The organism is Pseudomonas sp. DP-17 (assembly GCF_022380625.1).
Classification (GTDB): domain Bacteria; phylum Pseudomonadota; class Gammaproteobacteria; order Pseudomonadales; family Pseudomonadaceae; genus Pseudomonas; species Pseudomonas nitroreducens_A.
On record NZ_JAKSXG010000002.1, the window covers coordinates 268,498 to 291,007 of the forward strand.

General features: G+C 62.2%; 15 protein-coding genes. 14 read left to right on the forward strand and 1 reads right to left on the reverse strand.

Annotation, left to right across the window (positions count from 1 at the left end; all coding sequences use genetic code 11):
* The first annotated feature begins 13 nt into the window (after nt 1-13).
* The 8 genes from MJ122_RS06915 (at nt 14) to MJ122_RS06950 (ending at nt 12,451) form a co-directional block, all read left to right on the forward strand.
* Nucleotides 14-982 carry a cyclase family protein gene (locus MJ122_RS06915; protein ID WP_239743196.1) on the forward strand — a complete coding sequence of 323 codons (969 nt, stop codon included), beginning with the start codon at nt 14-16 and terminating at the stop codon, nt 980-982.
* Between the two features lie 129 nt (nt 983-1,111).
* Nucleotides 1,112-3,550, forward strand: a complete 2,439-nt coding sequence (gene vgrG, locus MJ122_RS06920) for a type VI secretion system Vgr family protein (RefSeq protein WP_239743198.1) — start codon at nt 1,112-1,114, stop codon at nt 3,548-3,550.
* Entirely contained in the window at nt 3,535-4,359 is an 825-nt protein-coding gene (locus tag MJ122_RS06925; RefSeq protein WP_239743200.1) for a hypothetical protein, read from the forward strand. Before vgrG ends, MJ122_RS06925 begins: the two co-directional genes overlap by 16 nt.
* A gap of 23 nt (nt 4,360-4,382) precedes the next feature.
* On the forward strand, nt 4,383-7,613 hold the full coding sequence (locus tag MJ122_RS06930) for a hypothetical protein (protein ID WP_239743202.1): 3,231 nt from the start codon (nt 4,383-4,385) through the stop codon (nt 7,611-7,613).
* Nucleotides 7,614-7,616: 3 nt separating this feature from the next.
* Nucleotides 7,617-8,597: a sel1 repeat family protein gene (locus MJ122_RS06935; protein WP_239743204.1), complete on the forward strand. Its 981-nt coding sequence runs from the start codon at nt 7,617-7,619 to the stop codon at nt 8,595-8,597.
* A gap of 118 nt (nt 8,598-8,715) precedes the next feature.
* A complete protein-coding gene (locus MJ122_RS06940; RefSeq protein WP_239743206.1) occupies nt 8,716-9,696 on the forward strand; it encodes a sel1 repeat family protein in 981 nt (326 codons plus the stop codon).
* 121 nt (nt 9,697-9,817) lie between these two features.
* Nucleotides 9,818-10,786 (forward strand): sel1 repeat family protein, encoded by a 969-nt coding sequence (locus tag MJ122_RS06945; RefSeq protein ID WP_239743208.1) that lies wholly within the window; start codon nt 9,818-9,820, stop codon nt 10,784-10,786.
* A 396-nt stretch (nt 10,787-11,182) separates the two neighbouring features.
* Entirely contained in the window at nt 11,183-12,451 is a 1,269-nt protein-coding gene (locus MJ122_RS06950) for a YCF48-related protein (RefSeq protein WP_239743210.1), read from the forward strand.
* A gap of 144 nt (nt 12,452-12,595) precedes the next feature.
* Here the strand turns inward: MJ122_RS06950 and MJ122_RS06955 are convergent, their stop codons facing one another.
* Nucleotides 12,596-13,003: a hypothetical protein gene (locus MJ122_RS06955; RefSeq protein WP_017517867.1), complete on the reverse strand. Its 408-nt coding sequence runs from the start codon at nt 13,001-13,003 to the stop codon at nt 12,596-12,598.
* A 193-nt stretch (nt 13,004-13,196) separates the two neighbouring features.
* On the opposite strand from MJ122_RS06955, the gene MJ122_RS06960 reads away from it, so the two are divergent.
* The 6 genes from MJ122_RS06960 to glgB all read left to right on the forward strand — a co-directional run bounded on the left by MJ122_RS06960 (nt 13,197) and on the right by glgB (nt 22,479).
* The gene (locus MJ122_RS06960; RefSeq protein WP_088418542.1) at nt 13,197-13,724 is read left to right on the forward strand and encodes an MgtC/SapB family protein; all 528 of its coding nucleotides are present in this window, start codon (nt 13,197-13,199) and stop codon (nt 13,722-13,724) included.
* A complete protein-coding gene (locus MJ122_RS06965; protein WP_017517869.1) occupies nt 13,714-13,980 on the forward strand; it encodes a hypothetical protein in 267 nt (88 codons plus the stop codon). The genes MJ122_RS06960 and MJ122_RS06965 overlap by 11 nt, the downstream gene beginning before the upstream one ends.
* Nucleotides 13,968-14,861 carry a Ku protein gene (locus tag MJ122_RS06970; RefSeq protein WP_088418544.1) on the forward strand — a complete coding sequence of 298 codons (894 nt, stop codon included), beginning with the start codon at nt 13,968-13,970 and terminating at the stop codon, nt 14,859-14,861. Before MJ122_RS06965 ends, MJ122_RS06970 begins: the two co-directional genes overlap by 13 nt.
* An 89-nt stretch (nt 14,862-14,950) precedes the next feature.
* Nucleotides 14,951-16,933, forward strand: coding sequence for an alpha-1,4-glucan--maltose-1-phosphate maltosyltransferase (locus tag MJ122_RS06975; protein ID WP_239743212.1), 1,983 nt, complete (start codon nt 14,951-14,953; stop codon nt 16,931-16,933).
* Between the two features lie 24 nt (nt 16,934-16,957).
* Nucleotides 16,958-20,293 carry a maltose alpha-D-glucosyltransferase gene (treS, locus tag MJ122_RS06980; RefSeq protein WP_239743214.1) on the forward strand — a complete coding sequence of 1,112 codons (3,336 nt, stop codon included), beginning with the start codon at nt 16,958-16,960 and terminating at the stop codon, nt 20,291-20,293.
* Nucleotides 20,290-22,479 carry a 1,4-alpha-glucan branching protein GlgB gene (gene glgB / locus MJ122_RS06985; protein WP_239743216.1) on the forward strand — a complete coding sequence of 730 codons (2,190 nt, stop codon included), beginning with the start codon at nt 20,290-20,292 and terminating at the stop codon, nt 22,477-22,479. Before treS ends, glgB begins: the two co-directional genes overlap by 4 nt.
* Nucleotides 22,480-22,510: the final 31 nt, after the last annotated feature.

The following is a 22,510-nucleotide window of genomic DNA, read 5'->3' on the forward strand; positions in this document are numbered from 1 at the left end:
TAGGAATCCGAACATGAAAGCCCTCGCGACATTCACCCTCGCCACCTTGTTGGCGCTGGCCATGCAGAGCGCCTCGGCGGAAGATTGGTACCCGTCCGTCTACGGCGCCCACGACGAGATCGGTGCCGCCAACCTGCTCACCCCGGAGGTGACCCGGCAGGCCGTGGAGCTGGTGAAGACCGGCAAGACCTACCCGCTGGCCGTGCCGGTGGACAAGCACCTGCCGGCCTTCCGCCACCGCAGCTTCCACCTCTACAACATCCAGCCGGGCGAGCAGGACGGGCAGACGCTGGGCCCGAACAAGTTCACCTTCAACGATGAACTGGTGAACGCCTGGACCGGTGTCGGCACCCAGCTCAACGGCATCGGCCACATCGGCATCGACAACCGCTACTACAACGGCAACCGCGCCGCCAACTTCGTCACCGTCGAGGGCGTGAAGCAACTCGGCATCGAGAAGGTGCCGCCTTTCGTGACCCGCGGCGTGGTGTTGGACATGACGGCGCACTACGGCAAGGCCATCGTCCCCGGCGGCACCGAGTTCAGCTTCGCCGACATCCAGGCGGTACTGAAGAAGGAAGGCCTGACCCTGCGCAAGGGCGACGTGGTGCTGTTCAACACCGGCTGGCTGGAGCTGATCGGCAAGGACAACAAGCAGTTCCTCGAAATCGAACCGGGCATCGGCATGGAAGCGGCCAAATGGCTGGCCGACCAGGGCATAGTCGCCTTCGGCGGCGACACCTGGGCCTCGGAGGTTTACCCGAACCCGCACGGCAAGGACGAGTTCCCGGTCAACCAGTACCTGCTGGCCAAGCGCGGCATCTACGACCTGGAACTGATCGACAGCCGCGCGCTGGTGCGCGGTCAGGCCTGGGAATTCCTCTTCGTCCTCGGCCGGCCGCTGTACGTCGGCTCGACTCAGGTCAACATCAACCCGGTGGGGTCAGATGAGGCATCGCAAGCCGGAGTTGTAGCTTGCTGATGGTTTGAGGGAGCCGGCGTCGGTGTCGTCGGTCTGGCGCAGGATCAGACAGACTTCCCAGACGGGGCTGACTGACAAGGCGCAAGCCCAACTGGTGGGATCGTCGTTCCCCTGGAACGGACGCCCGCCATGCTCATCAACGCCGCTCACCGGTTCTTCGATCACAGCCGCCATACCCTGAAAATCCGGGGCGTTGAAGCCCCGCTCGACGTGCTCGCCTTCGAGGGTGAAGAAGCCCTCAGCCAGCCCTTCACCTACCGTATCGAATTCACCAGCACCCACCTTGATCTGCCTGCCGATACCTTCCTGCTCAAGGACGCCAGCTTCAGCCTGCGCGCCCCGCCCGAGCAGCTCGGCATTCCCGGCTACACGCCACCGATTGCCCCGCCGCTGCGCACCCTGTACGGCACCATCACTCGCTTCGCCCTGCTGGCCGTCTCACGGGATGAATCGCGCTACGAAGTGACCTTCGTGCCGCGCCTGAAGCTGCTGGGGCTTGCCCGCCAGTACCGCATTTACCAGAACCAGAGCGTGCCGGAGATCGTCGAGCAGGTGCTGCGGCGCAATGACTTCGCCGGGCAGGACTTCCTCTTCCAGCTGACCCGCGAGTACCCGCAGCGCGAACAGGTGATGCAGTACGGCGAGGACGATCTCGCCTTCATCCAGCGCCTCACCGCCGAGGTCGGCATCTGGTATCGCTTCTCGATGAACCCGGAGCTGCGCATCGAGACGGTGGAGTTCCATGACGACCAACGCCATTACCTGCCCGCGCCGTCCCTGCCGTTGCGCCCACTGTCATCGCTGGAGTCCAGCGGGCAGGATGCCGTCTGGGGCCTGCAGAGCCGCTATGAACGGGTACCGCAGCAAGTCAGCAACCGGGCCTATTACTACCGCGATGCCGGCGCGTCGCTGGATGCACAGGTCGACCTGCTCAAGTCGCCGCAAACCACCTATGGCGAGGCCTACCACTACGGCGAGCCGCACCAGACCCTCGGCGACGCCTACGCCCAGGACGAAGACCTGGAGAGCGAGAGCGGTTACTTCTACGCGCGCCTCGCCCACGAGCGCTACCTCAACAGCCGCACGCGCCTGACCGGCAGCACCAGCAGCCCCGTCCTGCTCCCCGGCCAGGTGCTGAAACTCGATGAGGTCGAACCCGCCTTCGCGCCCGGCGCGGTGATCGTCCGTCTGCACAGCCGCGCCGCCCGCGACCGCAGTTTCGAGGTGCAGTTCGAAGCCATTCCCTATGACGAACAGATCTGCTTCCGCCCCGAAGTGCCAGCCAAACCCGTCATCGCCGGCAGCCTCCCGGCGCGTGTCACCAGCCCTGAACCCAACGATCTCTACGGCCACATCGACAAGGAAGGCCGCTACAAATGCTACTTCCTGTTCGACCGCGACAATTGGCCGGCCGGGCGTGAATCCCTGTGGTTGCGCCTGGCGCGCCCCTATGCCGGCGACACCTACGGCCTGCATTTTCCGCTGATCCAAGGCACCGAAATCCGCGTCGAATTCGAAAACGGCGACCCCGACCGGCCCTACATCGCCCACGCCATGCACGACTCGCGGCATCCCGACCTCGTCACCCTGCAGAACTACAAGCGCAACGTCCTGCGCACGCCGGCCAACAACAAACTGCGCATGGAGGACTCGCGGGGCAAGGAGCACATCAAGCTCAGCACCGAGCACAGCGGCAAGAGCCAGCTCAACCTCGGGCACTTGGTGGACGCGCAGAAACAGAAACGCGGCGAAGGCTTCGAGCTGCGCACTGATGGCCACGGCGCCATCCGCGCCGGCAAGGGCCTGTTCATCAGCGCCGACGCCCAGCCCGGCGCCCAGGGCGAAACGCTGGACATGCAGGCCGCCGTGCGCGAGCTGGAGCAAGCCCTGCAAGAACTCCGCGGCATGGCCCGCGATGCCGCCCTGGCCATGGTCGAGGCACCGGACCTCTACGCCCCCGAACAACTCAAGGCCGCCCTCGACCTGCTTCAGCAACCCGGCATCCTCGCCAGCGCCCCGGACGGCATCGCCCTCGCCAGCGGCCAGCACCTGCAGATCGCCGCCGCGCAGAACCTGATCGCCACCGCCGGCGCCAACATGGACATCAGCGTCGCCAAGCGCTTCACCACCGCTGTCGGCGAAGGCATCAGCCTGTTCGCCAGGAAGCTGGGCATGAAGCTCTTCGCCAACCAGGGCCCGGTAACGATCCAGGCGCAGAACGACGGCTTGGCACTGCTCGCCCGACACGGGCTGGATATTGTCAGCACCGAAGACGAAATCCGCATCACCGCCAAACGCAAGATCACCCTCAACGCCGGCGGCACCTACATCACCCTCGACCCGCACAGCATCGAACTGGGGACCAAGGGCGACTTCACCATCAAGGCCTCGCACTTCGACATGCGCGGGCCGGCGGGCCTCGCACCGGAATTGCCGACGCTTCCCGACACCGAAGCCGAAAGCCTTGCCGCACCGCCCCCGATACCACAACGCTTGGAGGGCCCGGTTTGCGGCAAGCAAGCCAATGGCGTCTGCACGCGGGAGGACTGCCCATGCCTGCGGGGTTGAAAGCCTTCCTCGCCCAACTGGAGCGAGCCGACAACGGCCCTGGCGAGGCCAACCAGTTATTCATCTTCGATCAGAATCAGAACCCGGAACTGATGGGTTCGCTGCGAGCCAGCAGCCTGGGCCTGCCCTATACCGCGTTGCCCCTGTTCGCCGGCACCGGCAACCTGCACATGGCCAGCCATGGCCCGCTCTGGTGCCAGTTCCCGCCGCACTCCACGCTGTCCCGTGGGGCGTTGTACCGCGCCAGCAAAAACGCCAGCGGAATCGCCCTGGAGGCAGACAACCCGAACGCCGCTCAACTCCACGCCCGCGACCTGCTCTACCTGCACGAAGGTTGCGGCCTGAGCCTCTCCGCGTATTACCGCCCAGCGAAATGGGCCGCCCTCGCGCTCACCGCCCAGCCCGGCCTCTTCGGCCCCTGGCGCTGCGTCTACAGCCCCGCCCCCAAACACATCGGTAACCCACGTGGCGCCTGGTTGCGCTGGGATGCCCCGGCCGCTGGCGATCCACTCAAGCCGCCGTACCGACAGCCTCCCGAGACCGCCGCCACCTACCGCACCCTGCGCTGGCTGTACTGGCTCGACCAGCACTTCGAAACGTTCGGCCAACCCTCACCGGCGCAATTGCCGACACTGATCGACAACCTCGAACTGCTTGCCGAACACGACATCGCCGAGGGCTTCCTGCTACTTCGGCTAGCGCCTCTCTGCCAGGGCCGGCCACTCGTCCAGCGCGCCGACGTCATGGCCATCCTGCAACTCCCGGCGCTACCGCCCTACAGCAAATATCAACGCCTTCTTCAACTCTGAGTTGCCCAAAGGAATCGATGCCCGTGACCGCCACGCAGCCCCCCGCCTCGAATACCGAACAGACCGACACCCAGGTTCTGCAACTGGAACCCCAACCCGGCAGCGCCTGTCAGCCCTCCGATAGCAGCAGCTTTGGCAAGGACCGCCTGAGCTGCTCGCCGGAATTCGTCGACATTCTCTACAGCACCCGCGACGATCCCCTCACCGAGAACGGCGAGGATGAAAAGTCGGCCTTCTGGCTGCTACCCGCTCAAGTTTCCAGCCTGATTCGCGAAAGCACCCAGGCCCTGAATACCCTGCTGTCCCCGGAAAAGGCCGCCGACCAGCGTAACCAGGGCATGGACGCCGCCAGCCTGCTGGAGCACTTCATCGAGCCGCACTTCAGTGCCTTCCTCAAGGGCGAACAGAAAGCCCGCATGGAGGGTTACGAGGAACGGGAGCCCAGCCTGGTGGACAGCTACGCGTTCGAAGTCGCCGCCATCAATGCACTCTCACCCCTGCAACTGGCACGCCCGGATATCCGCGCCCGACAAGCCCAGCTCCAGGAGTGGGATCAACTGCGCAAGCTGGCCGTCTTCAACGCCCAAGCCCAGGGCTACACCTACCGTGACGGCCAGCTCTACACACGCCAGGCCGAAGAGGCCCGCCAAGCCCTGGCGCGCTACAACACCGCACGCAGCAACCTGCTGGCCCAGAGCGAGATGCCGGTCTACAGCCCCGATGAACTGGCCCAACTGGTGGCCATCAACAAGATTCGCTACCTGGAAGCCACCGACTGCAAGGTCAACTGCAAGGCGCCCATGGAGGACTATCTCGCCTGGCGCAAAGAGCAGCGCAGCCCCATCGCCTACCTCGACTACAACAACGCCATCCTCGACGTCGCCAACTACGGACTTGCCCTGCCCGAGTTCGCCCTGACCAACGACGACGAGGCGGGCTTGTCCAGCGGTGTCGCACGCTTCAAGCACTATCTCGAGCTGCTGGAACAGCAGGAACAGCTCAAGGACGCCATGCACGAGAAGCAACGGCAGTGGAGCGAAGCCACCGGCCAGAACGTGCCCCTGCCCAGCGGCTTGCTCGACGCCGAACGAGCGCAATGGGATGAACTGCAAACCGATCTTCAGCAACTCAAGGCCGAAGCCGAGGCGCGCGTCGCCCAGAGCACGCCGCGCCGCCACCTCCTGTGGAACCCCGAAATCTACTCTCCGCCCCCCGCCCATCGCCTGGTGAAGGCCGACTTCCCCCTGCGCGAAGTCAGCCTGCCCAACGCCCCCCAGCGCGCCGTCCAGCACCTGAGCCTTGCCCAACTGAAGAAAATGCTCACCCCGCGCTACGCCGGCAGCAGCACCGGCAAGGCCAACCAGGACCACGCCACCAGCGACTTCCACGACTGGCTGGTGCAACACGGCGCCCTGCGCATCGACGCCCAGGGCGACTGGTTCGACCACCAGGGCTGGTTCGACGGCGAAGCCTTCTACCGCTACCTGCAAGCCCAGCATTACCAGGTCAAAACCCTCGAAGACCCGCAGCAGCGCCACGCCTGGACCGAGCAACTGCGGCAGATGCTCTTCCAGCGCAACGCCCTGCGCCACCTGCGCCTGTTCGACAACAGCCCCGCCGCGCAACTGGTGCGTTGTCTGGCACCACCACAATCGATGCTGCAGCACGATACCAGCCTCAGCGGCGGCCTCTCGCTCAGCGGGCTCAATGCCGAAGTCAAGGTCGACCTGGGCGTCAACCTCGCCCGTGGCGAAGTGGAAATCCTCAACATCGACCTGCCCTCGCGCATCGAGGCGTCGGATACCTTCATCGGCTATCGGCTCGCCAAAGAAGAGGAGACCCATCAGATCAACCTCGGCCGCTTCTCCCTGCACCTGGGCGCCCGCGCCTGGGGCTTTGCCGGTGCCTCGCTGATGCTGGCCGGTTCCGTCGCCATCGGCATGGGCAACGCCGGCTACGGCGCCAACTTCCGCCCTGGCAAACGGGCCACGCGCACGCGCAATACCGTCAGCCTCGAAGGTCTGGGCCGCACCCAACCGGTCCTCGACGGCAATGCGCGCAAGGTGCAGATCAACGACGGCGCCAAGGCCGAACTGAACCTCTTCGCCGGCGTGCAAGCCGGCATCCTCGCCACCGGCGCCCTCAACTGGTCACCGCCGCCCCCGACCTTTCAGGGAGCGTTAGCGCACCTGCCCAGCAGCGTCAGCACCTCCCGGCAATGGCTCAGCGTGGCCCGGCTGGAACTGGACGGCGCAGTGGCCCTGGGACTGGGCATCAAGGGCAGTGTCTCCCTCTCGCTCAGCCGGGGGCGCCTGATCCTGCGCATGAAAGCCGCCCTGATCGGCGGCCCCGGCGCAGAGGGCAGTATCAGCTTCTCCGTCGGCTACCAGGCCATAGGCGACCTGCTCGACCTGGTACGCCGCGAACTGCACAACAACCAGCAACAGTGCATGGAATGGGTGAGCGACGACGCCATGGCCCTGCTCGCCAAACTCAACGTCGCCGGCGCCTTGGGCGTTGATGTGGGCATGCTCTACCTGCTCGACCACGGCAACGACCTGGCCATGGGCGCGCTGCGCGTCGCCGATGCGGTCATGAGCCTCTACGAGGCCATGACCAGCGGCGGACGGGGCGGATGGGTGGCGTATTCGATTCTTAACTATGAAAACCAGGAGCAACTCAAGCGCTGGGTGGTGGAGTGCATTCCCCAGGGACTGGGGCCGATGTTGATGACATTGACCTCTCCGCAGACAGTCACGGAGGCGGCGAAAGCCACTGCCAAGGATGTGATGAAAACAATTGGGCTAGGCGCAGCATCCGCTGATAAATCTGAAAACAGCGGCGAGCAAAATAACAGTAGTTCTTACGACCCTGAAAGTGCGCCGCTTTACCAACAACAAGCCTTGGAAAGAATATTGGGCTGGATTGTCGAGTCCGCAGGAACGGACCCCGAAAAGATCGCCGCCGCGCAACGGCAGTTCGATAGCGCCTGCTCGCGCATGAATAAATTTGGCAGCTATGACTATAAAGGGCAGGTTTATTGCGACAACCGTGATCGGATGGATAAGTTTATGTCTAAAATTTCCGACGCCGAAGATGCTGGCAGCTTGGAAGGCTCCAAAATGCGTTCCAACTACCGTCAACATGTCAAGTTACTAGGGGCTCTACGGGATGGATACTGCACAGCGAGCAGCTTCTCTGGTACGACTTATGTGCCAGGCGGGCGGAAAATTTATACCGGGCCGGGGGCGTAATCCATGAATATCCCTAAGTTTGTCATAGCCTGTGCGGTGACTTTACTCAGCATACCTGTCTTGGCAAATCAACTTACCGCTGAGCAGGAATCTGCAAAAACTCGTGGATTGACGCTATTCAATCAACACAAGGCCATATCCGCAGAGCCATTTCTTACCATTGCAGCGAAAGCGGGAGATCGCGAAGCGCAATTCTATTTGGGCAAAGCAATACAGTTCAACAAACACTACATGACCGCCGAGGCACAGAAATGGTACACCGCCGCCGCCGAGCAAGGGGATATGTACTCCATGTACCAACTAGCTTATAACGGAAATGACCTCTGCCATGCCATGGGCAACTGCCCGCAAGGAACCCGAACGGCAAGAGAGTGGAAAGAACTGCTGATCAACACGGCCACACCATTGACTGAGCAAGGCGATGGTGAAGCGATGTACATGATGTATCTCGTAACGGGCGATCTCGACTGGCTGAGAAAACCAGCGAACCCCGGATTCCCTTTTAAACCATATTGGCTGGCGGTCAGATACAGAAATAACGAAGGCTTTATCTTTCCGCCGTGGGAGCGCTCAGGTCGAATATTTGAACTATACAAAGAAGCGGCAGAGGGCGGATATCCTCCAGCCATGTATAGATATGCGGTTCTCCTTCGTTCAAAAGGTGATATGAGCGAAGCTAGAGAATGGCTGAAAAAGGGCGCGGAGTATGGGTATACATCTGTCTTTGTGGAATATGCCGGATCGCTTTCCACACCTGACAACTCCTGGGGACTCCCAACTGATTATGTAAAAAGCTATGGCTTACTATCATTAGCTCTCGAACTAGACGGAGGTGGAACTTCAAGGGAGTTTGCGCAAGGGGAACTTCCACGTATCGCCGAGCACCTGACTCCCGAACAGATCGAAGAAGCCAAAAAGATCGGCGCCGAATGGAAGGCCACCCATCCGCCACTTTCCTTCTTCCCGCAGAAGTTAGGATTTTGATTGCCGAATCGAAGCCTGACTACGAAATGCTCTTCCAACGGCGCCCGCCTGTTCGACAACCCATCCGTCGAACACCGGGCCCGGACAAGAAGTTAATACTTGGACGTAAATATAAGCAGTGAAAATCATTAAATATGTCATCGCCTGCTTAGTAACTTTAATGAGCACATCGCTGTGGGCCAGCCAGCTTACACCCGAGCAGGAATCTGCAAAAACTCGTGGACTAACGCTATTCAACCAACACAAAGCCATATCGGCAGAGCCATTTCTTACTATAGCGGCAGAGGCTGGGGACCGTGAGGCACAGTTCTATTTGGGCAAAGCAATACAATTTAACAAACGCTACATGACTGCCGAGGCACGGAAATGGTACACCGCCGCCGCTGAGCAAGGCGATATGTACTCCATGTACCAGCTGGCATATAACGGCAATGACCTCTGCCATGCCATGGGCAACTGCCCGCGAGGAACCCGAACGGCAAGAGAGTGGAAAGATTTACTTATCAATACAGCCACACCATTGACCGAACAAGGCGATGGTGAAGCGATGTACATGATGTATCTCGTAACGGGCGATCTCGACTGGCTGAAAAAGCAAGCGAAGCCCGGCTTCCCCTTCAAACCATATTGGTTGGCGATTAGATACGATAATGATGAATGTTTTATTTTTCCACCATGGCAGCGCTCTGATCGAATCAAGGAATTATACAAAGAGGCGGCAGAGGGTGGGTATCCGGTCGCCATGTACTACTACGCCGACTTGCTTCAAAAAAGCGGAGATCTAGAAAATGCGCGAAACTGGGTTGTAAAGTCAGCAGCGCTAGGATATGAGTCAACATTTCTTGAATATGCCTATGGGCTATCGGACCCCAGCAACAAATGGGGCTTTCAAGTAGATTACGTAAAGAGCTATGGGTTGATGTCACTTCTGCTGGAACTCAATGGCGGTGGTAACGTACTGAGCTTCGTCAATGAAGAACTACCGCGCATTGCCAAGAACCTGACTCCCGAACAGATCGAAGAAGCCAAAAAGATCGGCGCCGAATGGAAGGCCACCCATCCGCCACTTTCCTTTTTCCCGCAGAAGTTAGGATTTTGATTGCCGAATCGAAGCCTGACTACGAAATGCTCTTCCAACGCCGCCCCACCTGTTCGACAACCCATCCGTCGAACACCGGGATGGCGGACAAGAAGTTCATGCCTGGACGTAAATATAAGCAGTGAAAATCATTAAATATGTCATAGCCTGTCTAGCAACTTTAGTAAGCACATCGCTATGGGCAAGCCAGCTGACGCCCGAGCAGGACTCTGCAAAAATACGCGGACTAACACTCTACAACCAATATAAAGATGGCGAGCCGGATTTGCGCATTGCGGCCATGGCAGGAGATCGAGAGTCGCAATTTTACTTGGCAAAAGACCTGCAGAATACAGCGCGTTACATGATCGCCGAGGCACAGAAATGGTACACCGCCGCCGCCGAACAAGGGGATATGTACTCCATGTACCAACTAGCTTATAACGGCAATGACCTCTGCCATGCGATGGGCAACTGCCCGCAAGGAGCCAGAACGGCAAGAGAGTGGAAAGATTTACTTATCAATACAGCCACACCATTGACCGAACAAGGCGATGGTGAAGCGATGTACATGATGTATCTCGTAACGGGCGATCTCGACTGGCTGAAAAAGCCAGCGAAGCCAGGCTTCCCTTTCAAGTCGTATTGGCTGGCGATTAGATACGAGAATGGCGAAGGATTTATTTTTCCGCCATGGCAACGCTCTAATCGAATCATGGAACTATATAAGGAGGCAGCAGAGGGCGGATATCCAGTCGCCATGTATGAATACGCGGAGCAACTTCAATCACAGGGAGATATGAACGAGGCCAGAGAGTGGCTGAAAAAAGGAGCTGAAGCTGGCTATACCGTATCGTTTGGCGAGTATGCAGTGTCATTCTCTCTTCCTGACAACCCTTGGGGTATCTCTGAGGATTTTGTGAAAAGCTACGGACTGATGTCTCTGCTTCTTGAGTTGAATGGTGGTGGCACTTCACTTAGATTTGCACAGTCCGAACTCCCACGCATCGCGAAGCACCTGACCCCGGAACAGATCGAAGAAGCCAAAAAAATCGGCGCCGAATGGAAGGCCACACATCCGCCGCTATCGTACTTCCCTGACAAACTGTGACGGTTTGCACGTGGGCGGATCACTAAAAGTGCAGAGGCATGCTATCGGACCTGGCAGGAACCCCACCGTCCGCCGGACTACGCGATGCCGAGCGGCGTACCCAGCCCGAACTCGATGCAAAGAGCTGCCGGCACTTCACCAGCAGGCGGCGGACTCGGCGACACAGTCGCAGCCCCGCCGGCAGCTGTTGTTGCACCCCGAAGATTCGCCCATACGCATTCGTGCGGTGCGCGCTACGTCCAATGGCTCATTTATTCAGTTCACCCTCGACATGCTCGAAGGCCTCAAGCAGATACCCGCCAGCAGCTTTTATATATTTTTTGGGAAGTATTCGTGAGAAGAATTTTAGGGTGAAGATTTTTTAGGGTTAGGAAGATTATCGATGTGAGGGTGTGTATGCGTATGTTGAGCTTATGTCGCGTTTTTGTGTGTAATAGATTTTCTCTAACGGCTTGGGTTTTGGCTCTGATAGTGCTCGTATTTGCGCTATTTGTATATGTATGCTTTTTCTATTTGGACATTTGTAGGTTTGATGCGTTTAAAGACGGATGCCAGCGGCCGCACCCAGCGCAGGGAGATGAGGCTCATTATTTTAAGACTGAGGTCCGGCGCGAAAAATTTTCCTCTCTTGCTGGGGATATAATAGGTCTGACAAAAATAGTAAACGCCAATTCCATATATGCAGTTTCTAGCTCCCCCGATGGTAAGGTGTTTTTGGGTGGTGGAGTGGATGCGAAAATTATTCAGGTCAATTCAGATGAGGAAAACTGGGGCGTCATTGAACTCTTTGAGGGGATTAAAGTAATTGACGACATTAAGTTTTTGAACAATGAGAAGGCTGTTGCAGTTGGAAGTGAGGGTAGGATTTATCAGTCAGCGGATGGTGGGGTAAGTTGGGTGCTTTATAATCCTGAATTTCCTTTTGGAAAGACTAATCCATGGTTGAATTCCTTGCGTTTTGATGAGGCGTACACCGTTGCTTTCGCAGATGAGCGCTATGGCCTTGTCGGCGGAATCGGGCGTTTGCTTAATACGAAAAATGGTGGCAAAACATGGCATTCCATAGATGTGGATGCAGATACCGTATTTGAAAAAATAATTCTTAAAAGTGATCGCAGTGGTTGGGCTGCAACCAATAGAGGGCTGCTTCGCACAAAGGATGGTGGAAATACATGGGGTACTATTTTTTCATTCAATAAGTTCTTTTACGGGCGCCTAGAGGTTTTTGCGCTTGATTATGTTGAGAATGGCCTTCTCTGCTTTAGTGAGCGTTATGATGTCTATTGCTCAGATACCTCCGAATCTTTCAATAAGGCTAATGTTGAGTGGAGTGGCAAACCCCGTGATCGGTGGGGCAGGGTTTCCGGGATAAAAATGATAAATAGCAGGGTGGGGTGGTTTATCACTGATACGGGGGAGATTTACAGAACTGAGGATGGGGCTCGGAACTGGAAGCTTTGGGTGGATGTTATGAGTTATATGAAGGGCAATTCGGATTGTCTGGACTTGGATGAGTGCAAGGTTGCTTTGTATTCCATTGCTTCTGGGGTTGACAGTATTTATGTGGTTGGCAAAATTGAAATGTCTTGCAAGGTCGGGGCGAAGATATATCGGAGTTTGAGTGTTCTTTTGAATTGGAAGGTTTCATCTGAAGAGTACAAATAAGAGGTGATGTATAATTTTTTAACTCTGGAAGTAAAATAGAATAGATTCATTTTCCTTACAGGCTCTAATCAAACGGTGCTAGCGCCCAACAAAAGCCCCTTGCGCCGTGGCAGGCAAGGGGCTTCGTCGTTCCTGCAGGGTGACTTACCAGAACCCCCCGGCATGCCGGCTGGACGCATAGTCCAGGTGCAGCGCGAAGGAGCTCTGGAAGAATTCCAGCAGGCGGGTGTCGAGCACCATTTCGTTCAGCGAAGCGAGCGAGCCGATCACCTGCTGCACGTCGCCTTCGCTCTCGCCGCAACGGTTCTCGTGGCACAGCCGCTGCGTCTGCGGGTCGGCGCTGATGCGGCAGACGCATTCCGGATCATGGCAGGAGCCGCGCACCTTGAGGCTCAACTCCGGTAGCTCGCGGCGGCCCTCGAGCAATTCCACGGTGCATTCCAGACCGTGTTCGCGGGCGAATTCGCTGGCGCGGGCGAAGGCTGGCAGGGCCACTTCGACCAGCGCGCTCTGGTAGGCATTGGCAAAACTCTTCTGGGGGTCGTCGCTCATCCGCGGTCTCCTTTGCAGGTTGCACGAGGCCGGCTGACAGCAGCCGGGTTGAGTCATGGACCACGCAATACGCGGCTTGCGCGAAGTATCGGCGGACTTTCCGCCGAGTGGTTGGGCGGCGCGCCGACGAAATGAAGCAAACCAAATGGCCATGACGCCGGTCAGCATTCAGGTAAGGGCTGCGGAGCCGGACATGGACACCCTGGAACGCATCTGGGCGACGTTGATCGCCGAGTTTTCCGACCTCAGCGAAGTGGAGCAGATCACCCGCGCGTCGCTGCGCCTGGCGCTCGCCGTGCTGTTGGGCGGAGTGCTGGGCTATGAGCGCGAGAGCAAGGGCAAGGCTGCCGGCCTGCGCACGCACATGCTGGTGACGATGGGCGCGGCGTTGTTCGTCATGGCGATCCGCGAAGGTACGACGGAGGCCGATGCCGTCAGCCGGGTGATCCAGGGCATTGCCGCCGGCATCGGTTTTCTTTGCGCGGGTACCATCCTCAAGGGCAACCGTGCTTCGGACGTCAAGGGCCTGACCACTGCGGCGGGCCTATGGCTGAGCACCGCCATCGGCATCAGCGTGGGGCTTGGCCACTCCGCCACGGCGGTGCTCGGCACCCTGCTGGCATTGCTGGTGCTGCACTGCCTGCCGCATGGCCTGGAACGCGGCCGCGAGCAGGAATCCATTTCCCCTGGACAGCAGCGGGAGGACCGCGATGTTCCGTGAATTTCCCCAGGCCTGCGCCTGGACCGACGCCATGTGCGAGAACGGCCGCTGCAGCGGGCTGATCGAATACCAGGTGAGCCGCGAAGGGGCGCCGGTGGAGGTGCTCTGGGTCTATGCGCCCCTGAGCACCAATGCGGCGCAAGCCGAGGCCGTGGCGCAACGCATGCTCGAACGCGTGTGCGACATCGATGCAGAGGGCCGCGTGCACTTCGATGATGGCGTGATCCTGCAGGAGGACTGTCCATGGCCCGTGTGATCTGGAAAGGCGCCATCAGCTTCGGCCTGGTGCACATCCCGGTGGCGCTCAACAGCGGCGCGCGCTCCACCGGCACCAACTTCGACTGGCTGGACGAACGCAGCCTGGAGCCGGTGGGCTACAAGCGGGTGAACAAGGTGACGGGCAAGGAGGTGCCCAAGGAACACATCGTCAAGGGTGTGGAGCTGGAGAAGGGCCGCTACGTGGTGCTCAGCGAGGAGGAAATCCGCGCGGCGCGGCCGGAAGCCACCCAGACCATCGACATCCTGAGCTTCATCGAGGTGAGCGAGATTCCGGTGCCGTTCTACGACTCGCCCTATTACCTCACCCCCGAGAAGCGCGGCGAGAAGGTCTACGTGCTGCTGCGCGACACCCTGCGGAAGACCGACAAGGCCGCTGTCTGCCAACTGGTGATGCACAGCCGCCAGCACCTGGCGATGCTGCGCGCCGAGGGTGACGCCATCCTGCTGATGACCCTGCGCTGGCCGGAGGATGTGCGCGAGGTGGACGAGCTGGGACTGAACCTGTCGAAGGTCAAGCTCGACAAGCGCGAGGTGGAGATGGCCGAGCGCCTGGTCAAGGACATGAGCGGGCAATGGACGCCGGAGGACTACCAGGACACCTTCAGCGAGGAGATCCACCGCCTGGTGGAGCAGAAGGCCGCCAAGGGCCAGCTCGCCGAAGTCGCGCAGGTGGAGGAGCGTTCCAGCGAGGGCGCCGACATCATCGACCTCACCGAACTGCTCAAGCGCAGCCTGAAGGGCGACGGCAAGAAGCGCGGTGCCGCCAGCGCGCCGGCCAAGCGCAGCGGCGGGAGCAGCCGCAGCACCAGCAAGGGCGCCGCTGCCCGGACGAGTGCGCCGAGGCGCAAGAGCTCCTGAGCCCGCCGCCGGGAAAATAGCCTGAACTTGCGCCGCCCTCACGGTTCGGAAGCCTTGTACCGAACAGCGCAGCGAGGAGGGCGCCGCGAATGGAACTGGAGAATCCCGCAAGCCGGGCCGAAGCCGCCGCCAACCAGGCGCGCATCGTCATCGAGGACGTGGAGCCGCGCCTGGAGAGCGGGCGTTTCGCCGCGAAAGCCATCTGCAATCGCCGCACCCGGGTGCACGCCCGGCTGTTCTGCGATGGCCACGACAAGCTGGCCGCCGAAGTCGCCTGGCGCGAAGACAAGCACGCGCCCTGGCAGAAAGTGCCGATGCAGCCGCTGGGCAACGATCACTGGGACGCCCACATCACGCCAACGCAGGTCGGCCGCGCCGAATTCATCGTGCTGGCCTGGATCGACAGCTATGCGAGCTTCCGCTACGAGCTGGAGAAGAAGTACGCCGCCGGCCAGGCCGTTGACCTTGAATTGCGCGAGGGCCTCGACCTGCTGCAGGGCGTGCTGCAGACCGCTCCCGAAGATTGCGAGGCTGAACTGGGCGAGATCGTCCGTGAGCTGCAGGATAACGGCGAGCGCGAGGCCCGCTTCGCCCTGTTCATGGCGCCGCGCACCCTGGAAGTGATGCAGCGCGCAGAGCACCGTCCGCACCTGACCCGCAGCCTGACCTTTGAGCTGGACGTGGAGCGGCAGCTGGCCGAATTTGCCAGCTGGTACGAACTGTTCCCGCGCTCGGAAAGCCGCGTGCCCGGCCAGCACGGCACCTTCGCGGACGTCCACCGGCGCCTGCCGGAAATCGCCGCGATGGGCTTCGACGTCCTCTACTTCCCGCCCATCCATCCCATCGGCCGCACCCACCGCAAGGGCCGCAACAACAGCCTCCAGGCCGGCGAGAACGATCCCGGCAGCCCCTACGCCATCGGCAGCGAAGAGGGCGGTCACGAGGCCGTGCACCCGCAGCTGGGCACATTGGAAGATTTCCGCAAACTGGTCGACGCCGCCCGCGAGCACGGCCTGGAAGTCGCCCTGGACTTCGCCATCCAGTGCTCGCCGGACCATCCCTGGCTGCGCGAGCACCCCGGCTGGTTCAGCTGGCGCGCCGACGGTTCCATACGCCACGCCGAGAACCCGCCGAAGAAGTACGAAGACATCGTCAACGTCGACTTCTATGCCCCCGACGCAGTGCCCGACCTTTGGCTCGGGTTGCTGCAGGTGGTGCTGGGCTGGGTGGAGCAGGGCGTCACGCTGTTCCGGGTCGACAACCCGCACACCAAGCCGCTGCCGTTCTGGGAGTGGCTGATCGCCGAGGTGCGCCGCGAGCATCCGCAGGTGATCTTCCTCGCCGAGGCCTTTACCCGCCCGGCAATGATGGCGCGCCTGGGCAAGGTCGGCTTCAGCCAGAGCTACACCTACTTCACCTGGCGCAACACCAAGGCGGAGCTGGAGCAATACCTGACCGAGCTCAACCAGCCGCCGCTGCGCGATTGCTACCGGCCGAACTTCTTCGTCAACACCCCGGACATCAATCCCTACTTCCTGCAGCGTTCCGGGCGCGCCGGCTTTCTCATCCGCGCGGCGCTGGCAACCATGGGCTCGGGCCTGTGGGGTATGTACTCGGGCTTCGAGCTGTGCGAGGCCGACCCGGTGCCGGGCAAGGAGGAGTACTTCGATTCCGAGAAGTACCAGCTGCGCCAGCGCGACTACCACGGCCCCGGCAACATAGTCGGCGAGATCACCCGGCTCAACCGCATCCGCCGCGAAAACCCCGCGCTGCACAGCCACCTCGGGTTCCAGGCCTACAACGCCTACAACGACAACATCCTGCTGTTCGGCAAGCGCACCGAGGATCTCGGCAACTTCATCCTCATCGCCGTCAGCCTCGACCCGCACAACGCCCAGGAAGCGCACTTCGAGCTGCCGCTCTGGGAGTTCGGCCTTCCCGACGACGCCGCCATGGGCGGCGAGGACCTGATGAACGGCCATCGCTGGACCTGGCACGGCAAGCGCCAGTGGATGCGCATCGAGCCCTGGCACCTGCCGTTCGGCATCTGGCGCCTGCGCCCCGAGCAGTGACCCGAATTCGTAGAGGACCGCGACATGGCCAAGCGCAAGACCCGCCCGTTTCTCGATGACCCGCTCTGGTACAAGGACGCGGTCATCTACCAGTTGCACGTGAAGTCCTTCTTCGACGCCAACAACGACGGCATCGGTGACTTCCGCGGGCTGATCGAGAAGCTCGACTACATTGCCGAACTGGGCGTGAACACCCTCTGGCTGCTGCCGTTCTACCCCTCGCCACGGCGCGACGATGGCTATGACATCGCCATGTACAAGGGCGTCCACCCCGACTACGGGACCCTGGCCGACGCGCGCCGCTTCATCGACGCGGCGCACGAGCGCGGGTTGCGGGTGATCACCGAGCTCGTCATCAACCACACCTCCGACCAGCATCCCTGGTTCCAGCGCGCCCGCCGGGCGAAGAAGGGCTCCCAGGCGCGCAACTGGTACGTGTGGTCCGACGGCGACACCCGCTACGACCAGACGCGGATCATCTTCATCGACTCCGAGCAGTCCAACTGGACCTGGGACCCGGTGGCCGGGCAGTACTTCTGGCACCGCTTCTATTCGCACCAGCCGGACCTGAATTTCGACAACCCGCAGGTGCTGCGCGCGGTGCTCGGGGTGATGCGCTACTGGCTGGACCTGGGCGTCGACGGGCTGCGCCTGGATGCCATCCCGTACCTGATCGAGCGCGATGGCACCAACAACGAAAACCTCCCCGAAACCCACGTGGTGCTCAAACGCATCCGCGCCGAACTGGACGCGCACTACCCGGACCGCATGCTGCTGGCCGAGGCCAACCAGTGGCCCGAGGACACCCGCCCGTATTTTGGCGGGACGGAAGGCGGCCCCGGCGACGAATGCCACATGGCCTTCCACTTCCCGCTGATGCCGCGCATGTACATGGCCATCGCCCAGGAAGACCGCTTCCCGATCACCGACATCCTGCGCCAGACCCCGGCGATCCCGGACAACTGCCAGTGGGCGATCTTCCTGCGCAACCACGATGAGCTGACTCTGGAGATGGTCACCGACGACGAGCGCGACTACCTCTGGAACTACTATGCCGCCGACCGCCGCGCGCGCATCAACCTGGGCATTCGCCGCCGCCTCGCGCCGCTGGTGGAGCGCGACCGCCGGCGCATCGAGCTGCTGCACAGCCTGCTGCTGTCCATGCCGGGCACGCCGACCCTGTACTACGGCGACGAGATCGGCATGGGCGACAACATCTACCTGGGTGACCGCGACGGCGTACGTACCCCCATGCAATGGTCGGTGGACCGCAATGGCGGGTTCTCCCGCGCCGACCCGGCCAGCCTGGTGCTGCCGCCGATCCTCGATCCGCTCTATGGCTACCAGAGCGTCAACGTCGAAACCCAGTCGCGCGACCCGCATTCGCTGCTCAACTGGATGCGCCGCATGCTCGGCGTGCGCAAGCAGCAGAAGGCTTTCGGCCGCGGCAGCATCACCATGCTGTCGCCCCCCAACCGCCGCATCCTGGCCTACCTGCGCCAATACAGGCCCGAGGGCGACGGCGCCAGCGAGGACAGCATCCTCTGCGTCGCCAACCTCTCCGGCGCCGCCCAGGCGGTGGAGCTGGACCTGTCGGCCTTCGATGGCCGGGTGCCGGTGGAGATGCTCGGCGGCTCGTCCTTCCCGCCGATCGGCCGGATGACCTACCTGCTGACACTGCCGCCCTACGGCTTCTACTGGTTCTACCTGGCCGACAGCCAGCAGATGCCGGCCTGGCACGTGAAGCCGGTGGAGCGCATGCCCGAGCTGCCGACCCTGGTGCTGGCGCAGCGCCTTGAAGAGCTCACGCGAGGCGCGCCCCGCGATTTGCTGGAGGGCGATTCGCTGCCGCGCTACCTGCCCAAGCGCCGCTGGTTCTCCGCCGGCCGGGTGGATGCCGGCAGCGCCCATCTGCTCTACGCCATGCCGCTGGAAGAGGCCGACGCCGCGCCCATGCTGGCCGAGGTGGAAGTCACCGGTGCTGATGGCGCCGAGCATTACCAGCTGCCGCTGGCCGCGGTACCGGAGAAGGGCAGCGCCGGCAACGACCTGCCGCAGCAACTGGCGCTGGCGCGCCTGCGCCGTGGACGCAGGGTCGGCCTGCTGACCGATGCCTTCAGCCTGCCGCGTTTCAGCCGGCTGATTCTCAACCAGCTGCGCCAGGGCGCGACCCTGCAGGGCGCGGCTGGCGAATTGCAGTTCCTGCCGCAGCCGGGCCTGTCGCAGTACGCCGATATCGGTGAGGACGCCGACATCCGTGTGCTGGGCGTCGAGCAATCCAACAGCTCCGCGCTGATCGGTAACCGCCTGCTGCTCAAGCTGCTGCGCCGCGTGTTCCCCGGCGTGCATCCGGAGGCGGAAATGGGCGGCTACCTGAGCCGCCGCGGCTTCGCCAACATCGCTCCGCTGCTGGGCGAGGTGCGCCGTATCGACGCCAGTGGCCAGCCGCACACGCTGCTCCTGCTGCAGGGCTACCTGAGCAACCAGGGCGATGCCTGGAGCTGGACGCTCAACCAGCTCGAACGCGCCATGCGCGACGGATTGCTGCCGGGCGTGGAAACGGCGGAACCGGAGTTCGACGCGATGGAAGAGCTGCGCCTGTTCGCCGGCAAGTTCGGCCAGCGCCTGGGCGAAATGCACCAGTTGCTCGCCGAGGCCACCGATGAGCCGGACTTCGGCCTGCACCGCAGCGCTGCCGCCGACAGCGCCTTGTGGACCCGCAGCATCGGCGCGCAGATCGAACAGGCGCTGGAGGCGCTGGGGACATCCCGCGAGGCCCTCGATGAGCGCGGCCGGGCGATGGTCGACTGGCTGCTGGAAAAACGCTCCGAACTGCTGCAGGCCGTGGGCAATCTCGCGCGCCTGGCCGAGGGCGGGGTGATGATCCGCGTCCATGGCGACCTCCACCTGGGGCAGGTGCTGGTGGTGCAGGGCGACGCCTACCTGATCGACTTCGAGGGCGAGCCCAACCGGCCGCTGGCCGAGCGCCGCCAGCGCCATAGCCCGCTCAAGGACGTCACCGGCGTGCTGCGCTCCTTCGACTACGCCGCCGCCATGGCCCTGCGCAGCGCACAGGGTACCGAGGAGGCTGCTGCAGTGCAGTCGGCGCGCGCCGCCCTGGCCGTGCGCTACCGCCGCGAGGCCCGCGACGCCTTCCTTGAGGCTTACCGCGCAGCCGCCGTCGATCTGCCCCACGAATGGCATGGCCGCGAAGGCGAGGGCGCCGCGCTGGCCCTGTTCAGCCTGGAGAAAGCAGCCTACGAAGTGCTCTACGAAGCCGGCCACCGCCCCGACTGGCTGGAAGTACCCCTGCAAGGACTCTTTGAATTGGCGCGACACTTACTCGGAGGACGTACATGACCCTGCGCAGCGATCTGGACCATCTTCAGCGGGCCGACCATGCCGACCCCTTCGCCTTCCTCGGCCCGCACCGCGACGCCGAGGGCGGCGTGGTGCGCGTCTGGCTTCCCGGTGCGCTGGCGGTGGAGTTGCTGTCGCCGCAAGACGACTTCCTCGCCGCCATGCAGGCGGTCGACGCCAGCGGGCTGTTCGTCGCCCATCTGCAATCCCCCTTGGCCAGCGGCACGCCCTACCGCCTGCGCATCCACTGGCCCGAGCACGAACAGGTCACCGAGGACCCCTACGCTTTCGGCCCGTCCCTGAGCGAGCTGGACCTCTACCTGTTCGCCGAGGGCAACCACCGCCAGCTCGGCAAATGCCTGGGCGCCCAGGTGACGGAAATGGACGGCGTTCCCGGCGTGCGCTTCGCCGTCTGGGCGCCCAATGCCAGGCGGGTCTCGGTGGTCGGCGACTTCAACGGCTGGGATGGCCGCCGCCATGTGATGCGCCTGCGCTATCCGGCCGGCGTCTGGGAGCTGTTCATCCCGCGCCTGCAGCCCGGTGAGATCTACAAGTACGAGCTGCTGGGCAGCGACGGCGTCCTGCCGCTCAAGGCCGACCCCATGGCGCTGGCGACCGAGATGCCGCCGGCCACGGGCTCGCGGGTGCCCGACCCGACGCCGTTCAGCTGGCAGGACCACGACTGGATGAACCAGCGCGCCGAACGCCAGGGCGTCGACCGGCCGCTGTCCATCTACGAGCTGCACGCCGGCTCCTGGCAGTGGGTGGATAACCGCACACCGACCTGGGACGAACTGGCCGACCGGCTGATCCCCTATGTCGGCGACCTGGGTTTCACCCACATCGAGCTGATGCCGATCATGGAGCACCCCTTCGGCGGCTCCTGGGGCTACCAGCCGCTGTCGCTGTTCGCGCCCACCGCGCGCTACGGCAGCCCGGCGGACTTCGCCCGCTTCGTCGACCGCTGCCACCAGGCCGGCATCGGCGTGATCCTCGACTGGGTACCGGCGCATTTCCCCACCGACGCCCATGGCCTGGCGCATTTCGACGGCACTTCGCTGTACGAATACGCGCATCCCTTCGAAGGCTTCCACCAGGACTGGGATACCTACATCTACAACCTCGGGCGCAACGAGGTGCACGGCTTCATGCTGGCCTCGGCGCTGCACTGGCTGCGTGAGTATCACATCGATGCGTTGCGTGTGGATGCGGTGGCCTCGATGCTCTACCGCGACTATTCGCGCAAGGAAGGCGAGTGGATCCCCAACCGCCACGGCGGGCGGGAGAACCTTGAAGCCATCGAGTTCCTCAGCCATCTCAACAGCGTGGTGCACACCGAGGCGCCCGGCGCGCTGGTGATCGCCGAGGAATCCACCGCCTGGCCGGGGGTCAGCCGGCCCACCGAGCAGGGCGGCCTGGGCTTCGCCTACAAGTGGAACATGGGCTGGATGCACGACAGCCTGTCGTACATCCGCGAGGACCCGATCAACCGCGGCTATCACCACCACAAGCTGACCTTCGGCCTGCTCTACGCCTTCTCCGAGCATTTCATCCTGCCGATCTCCCACGACGAAGTGGTGCACGGCAAGGGTTCGCTGCTGGGCAAGATGCCGGGGGACCGCTGGCAGCAGTTCGCCAACCTGCGGCTGTACCTGTCGATGATGTGGACCCATCCGGGCAAGAAGCTGCTGTTCATGGGCTGCGAGTTCGGCCAGTGGCGCGAGTGGGACCACGACGGGCAACTGGACTGGTACCTGTTGCGCTATGCCGAGCACTTCGGCGTCCAGGCACTGGTGCGCGAGCTCAATCGCCTGTTGCGCGAGGAGCCGGCCATGCACGCCTTCGATGATCGCGCCGAAGGCTTCCACTGGCTGATCGGCGACGACCAGCTCAACAGCGTGTTCGCCTGGCTGCGCCTGGCCGGCGATGGGTCGCCGCTGCTGGTGGTGCACAACTTTACCCCGGTGCCGCGCCCTCATTATCGCGTGGGCGTTCCGTTGCCGGGTCACTGGCAGGTGCTGCTCAACAGCGACGCGGACAGTTTCGGCGGCTCCGGCGCCGGAAGCCGCGGGACGCTGGACAGCGACCCCCACGGGTCCCACGGGCAGGCGCAGTCCCTGGCGCTGGATCTGCCTCCGCTGGGCTGCCTGATCCTGCGCCCTGTAGGAGACGGGGTGGACCTGTAGCCGCGGGGCCGCGGCAAATCAGGAACCGTCA

Bases quoted from the DNA above. Each gene is read 5' to 3' on its own strand.
- MJ122_RS06915 (WP_239743196.1), top strand. From the start codon at position 14: ATGAAAGCCCTCGCGACATTCACCCTCGCCACCTTGTTGGCGCTGGCC.
- vgrG (WP_239743198.1), top strand. From the start codon at position 1,112: ATGCTCATCAACGCCGCTCACCGGTTCTTCGATCACAGCCGCCATACC.
- MJ122_RS06925 (WP_239743200.1), top strand. From the start codon at position 3,535: ATGCCTGCGGGGTTGAAAGCCTTCCTCGCCCAACTGGAGCGAGCCGAC.
- MJ122_RS06935 (WP_239743204.1), top strand. From the start codon at position 7,617: ATGAATATCCCTAAGTTTGTCATAGCCTGTGCGGTGACTTTACTCAGC.
- MJ122_RS06950 (WP_239743210.1), top strand. From the start codon at position 11,183: ATGCGTATGTTGAGCTTATGTCGCGTTTTTGTGTGTAATAGATTTTCT.
- MJ122_RS06955 (WP_017517867.1), bottom strand. From the start codon at position 13,003: ATGAGCGACGACCCCCAGAAGAGTTTTGCCAATGCCTACCAGAGCGCG.
- MJ122_RS06960 (WP_088418542.1), top strand. From the start codon at position 13,197: ATGGACACCCTGGAACGCATCTGGGCGACGTTGATCGCCGAGTTTTCC.
- MJ122_RS06965 (WP_017517869.1), top strand. From the start codon at position 13,714: ATGTTCCGTGAATTTCCCCAGGCCTGCGCCTGGACCGACGCCATGTGC.
- MJ122_RS06970 (WP_088418544.1), top strand. From the start codon at position 13,968: ATGGCCCGTGTGATCTGGAAAGGCGCCATCAGCTTCGGCCTGGTGCAC.
- MJ122_RS06975 (WP_239743212.1), top strand. From the start codon at position 14,951: ATGGAACTGGAGAATCCCGCAAGCCGGGCCGAAGCCGCCGCCAACCAG.
- treS (WP_239743214.1), top strand. From the start codon at position 16,958: ATGGCCAAGCGCAAGACCCGCCCGTTTCTCGATGACCCGCTCTGGTAC.
- glgB (WP_239743216.1), top strand. From the start codon at position 20,290: ATGACCCTGCGCAGCGATCTGGACCATCTTCAGCGGGCCGACCATGCC.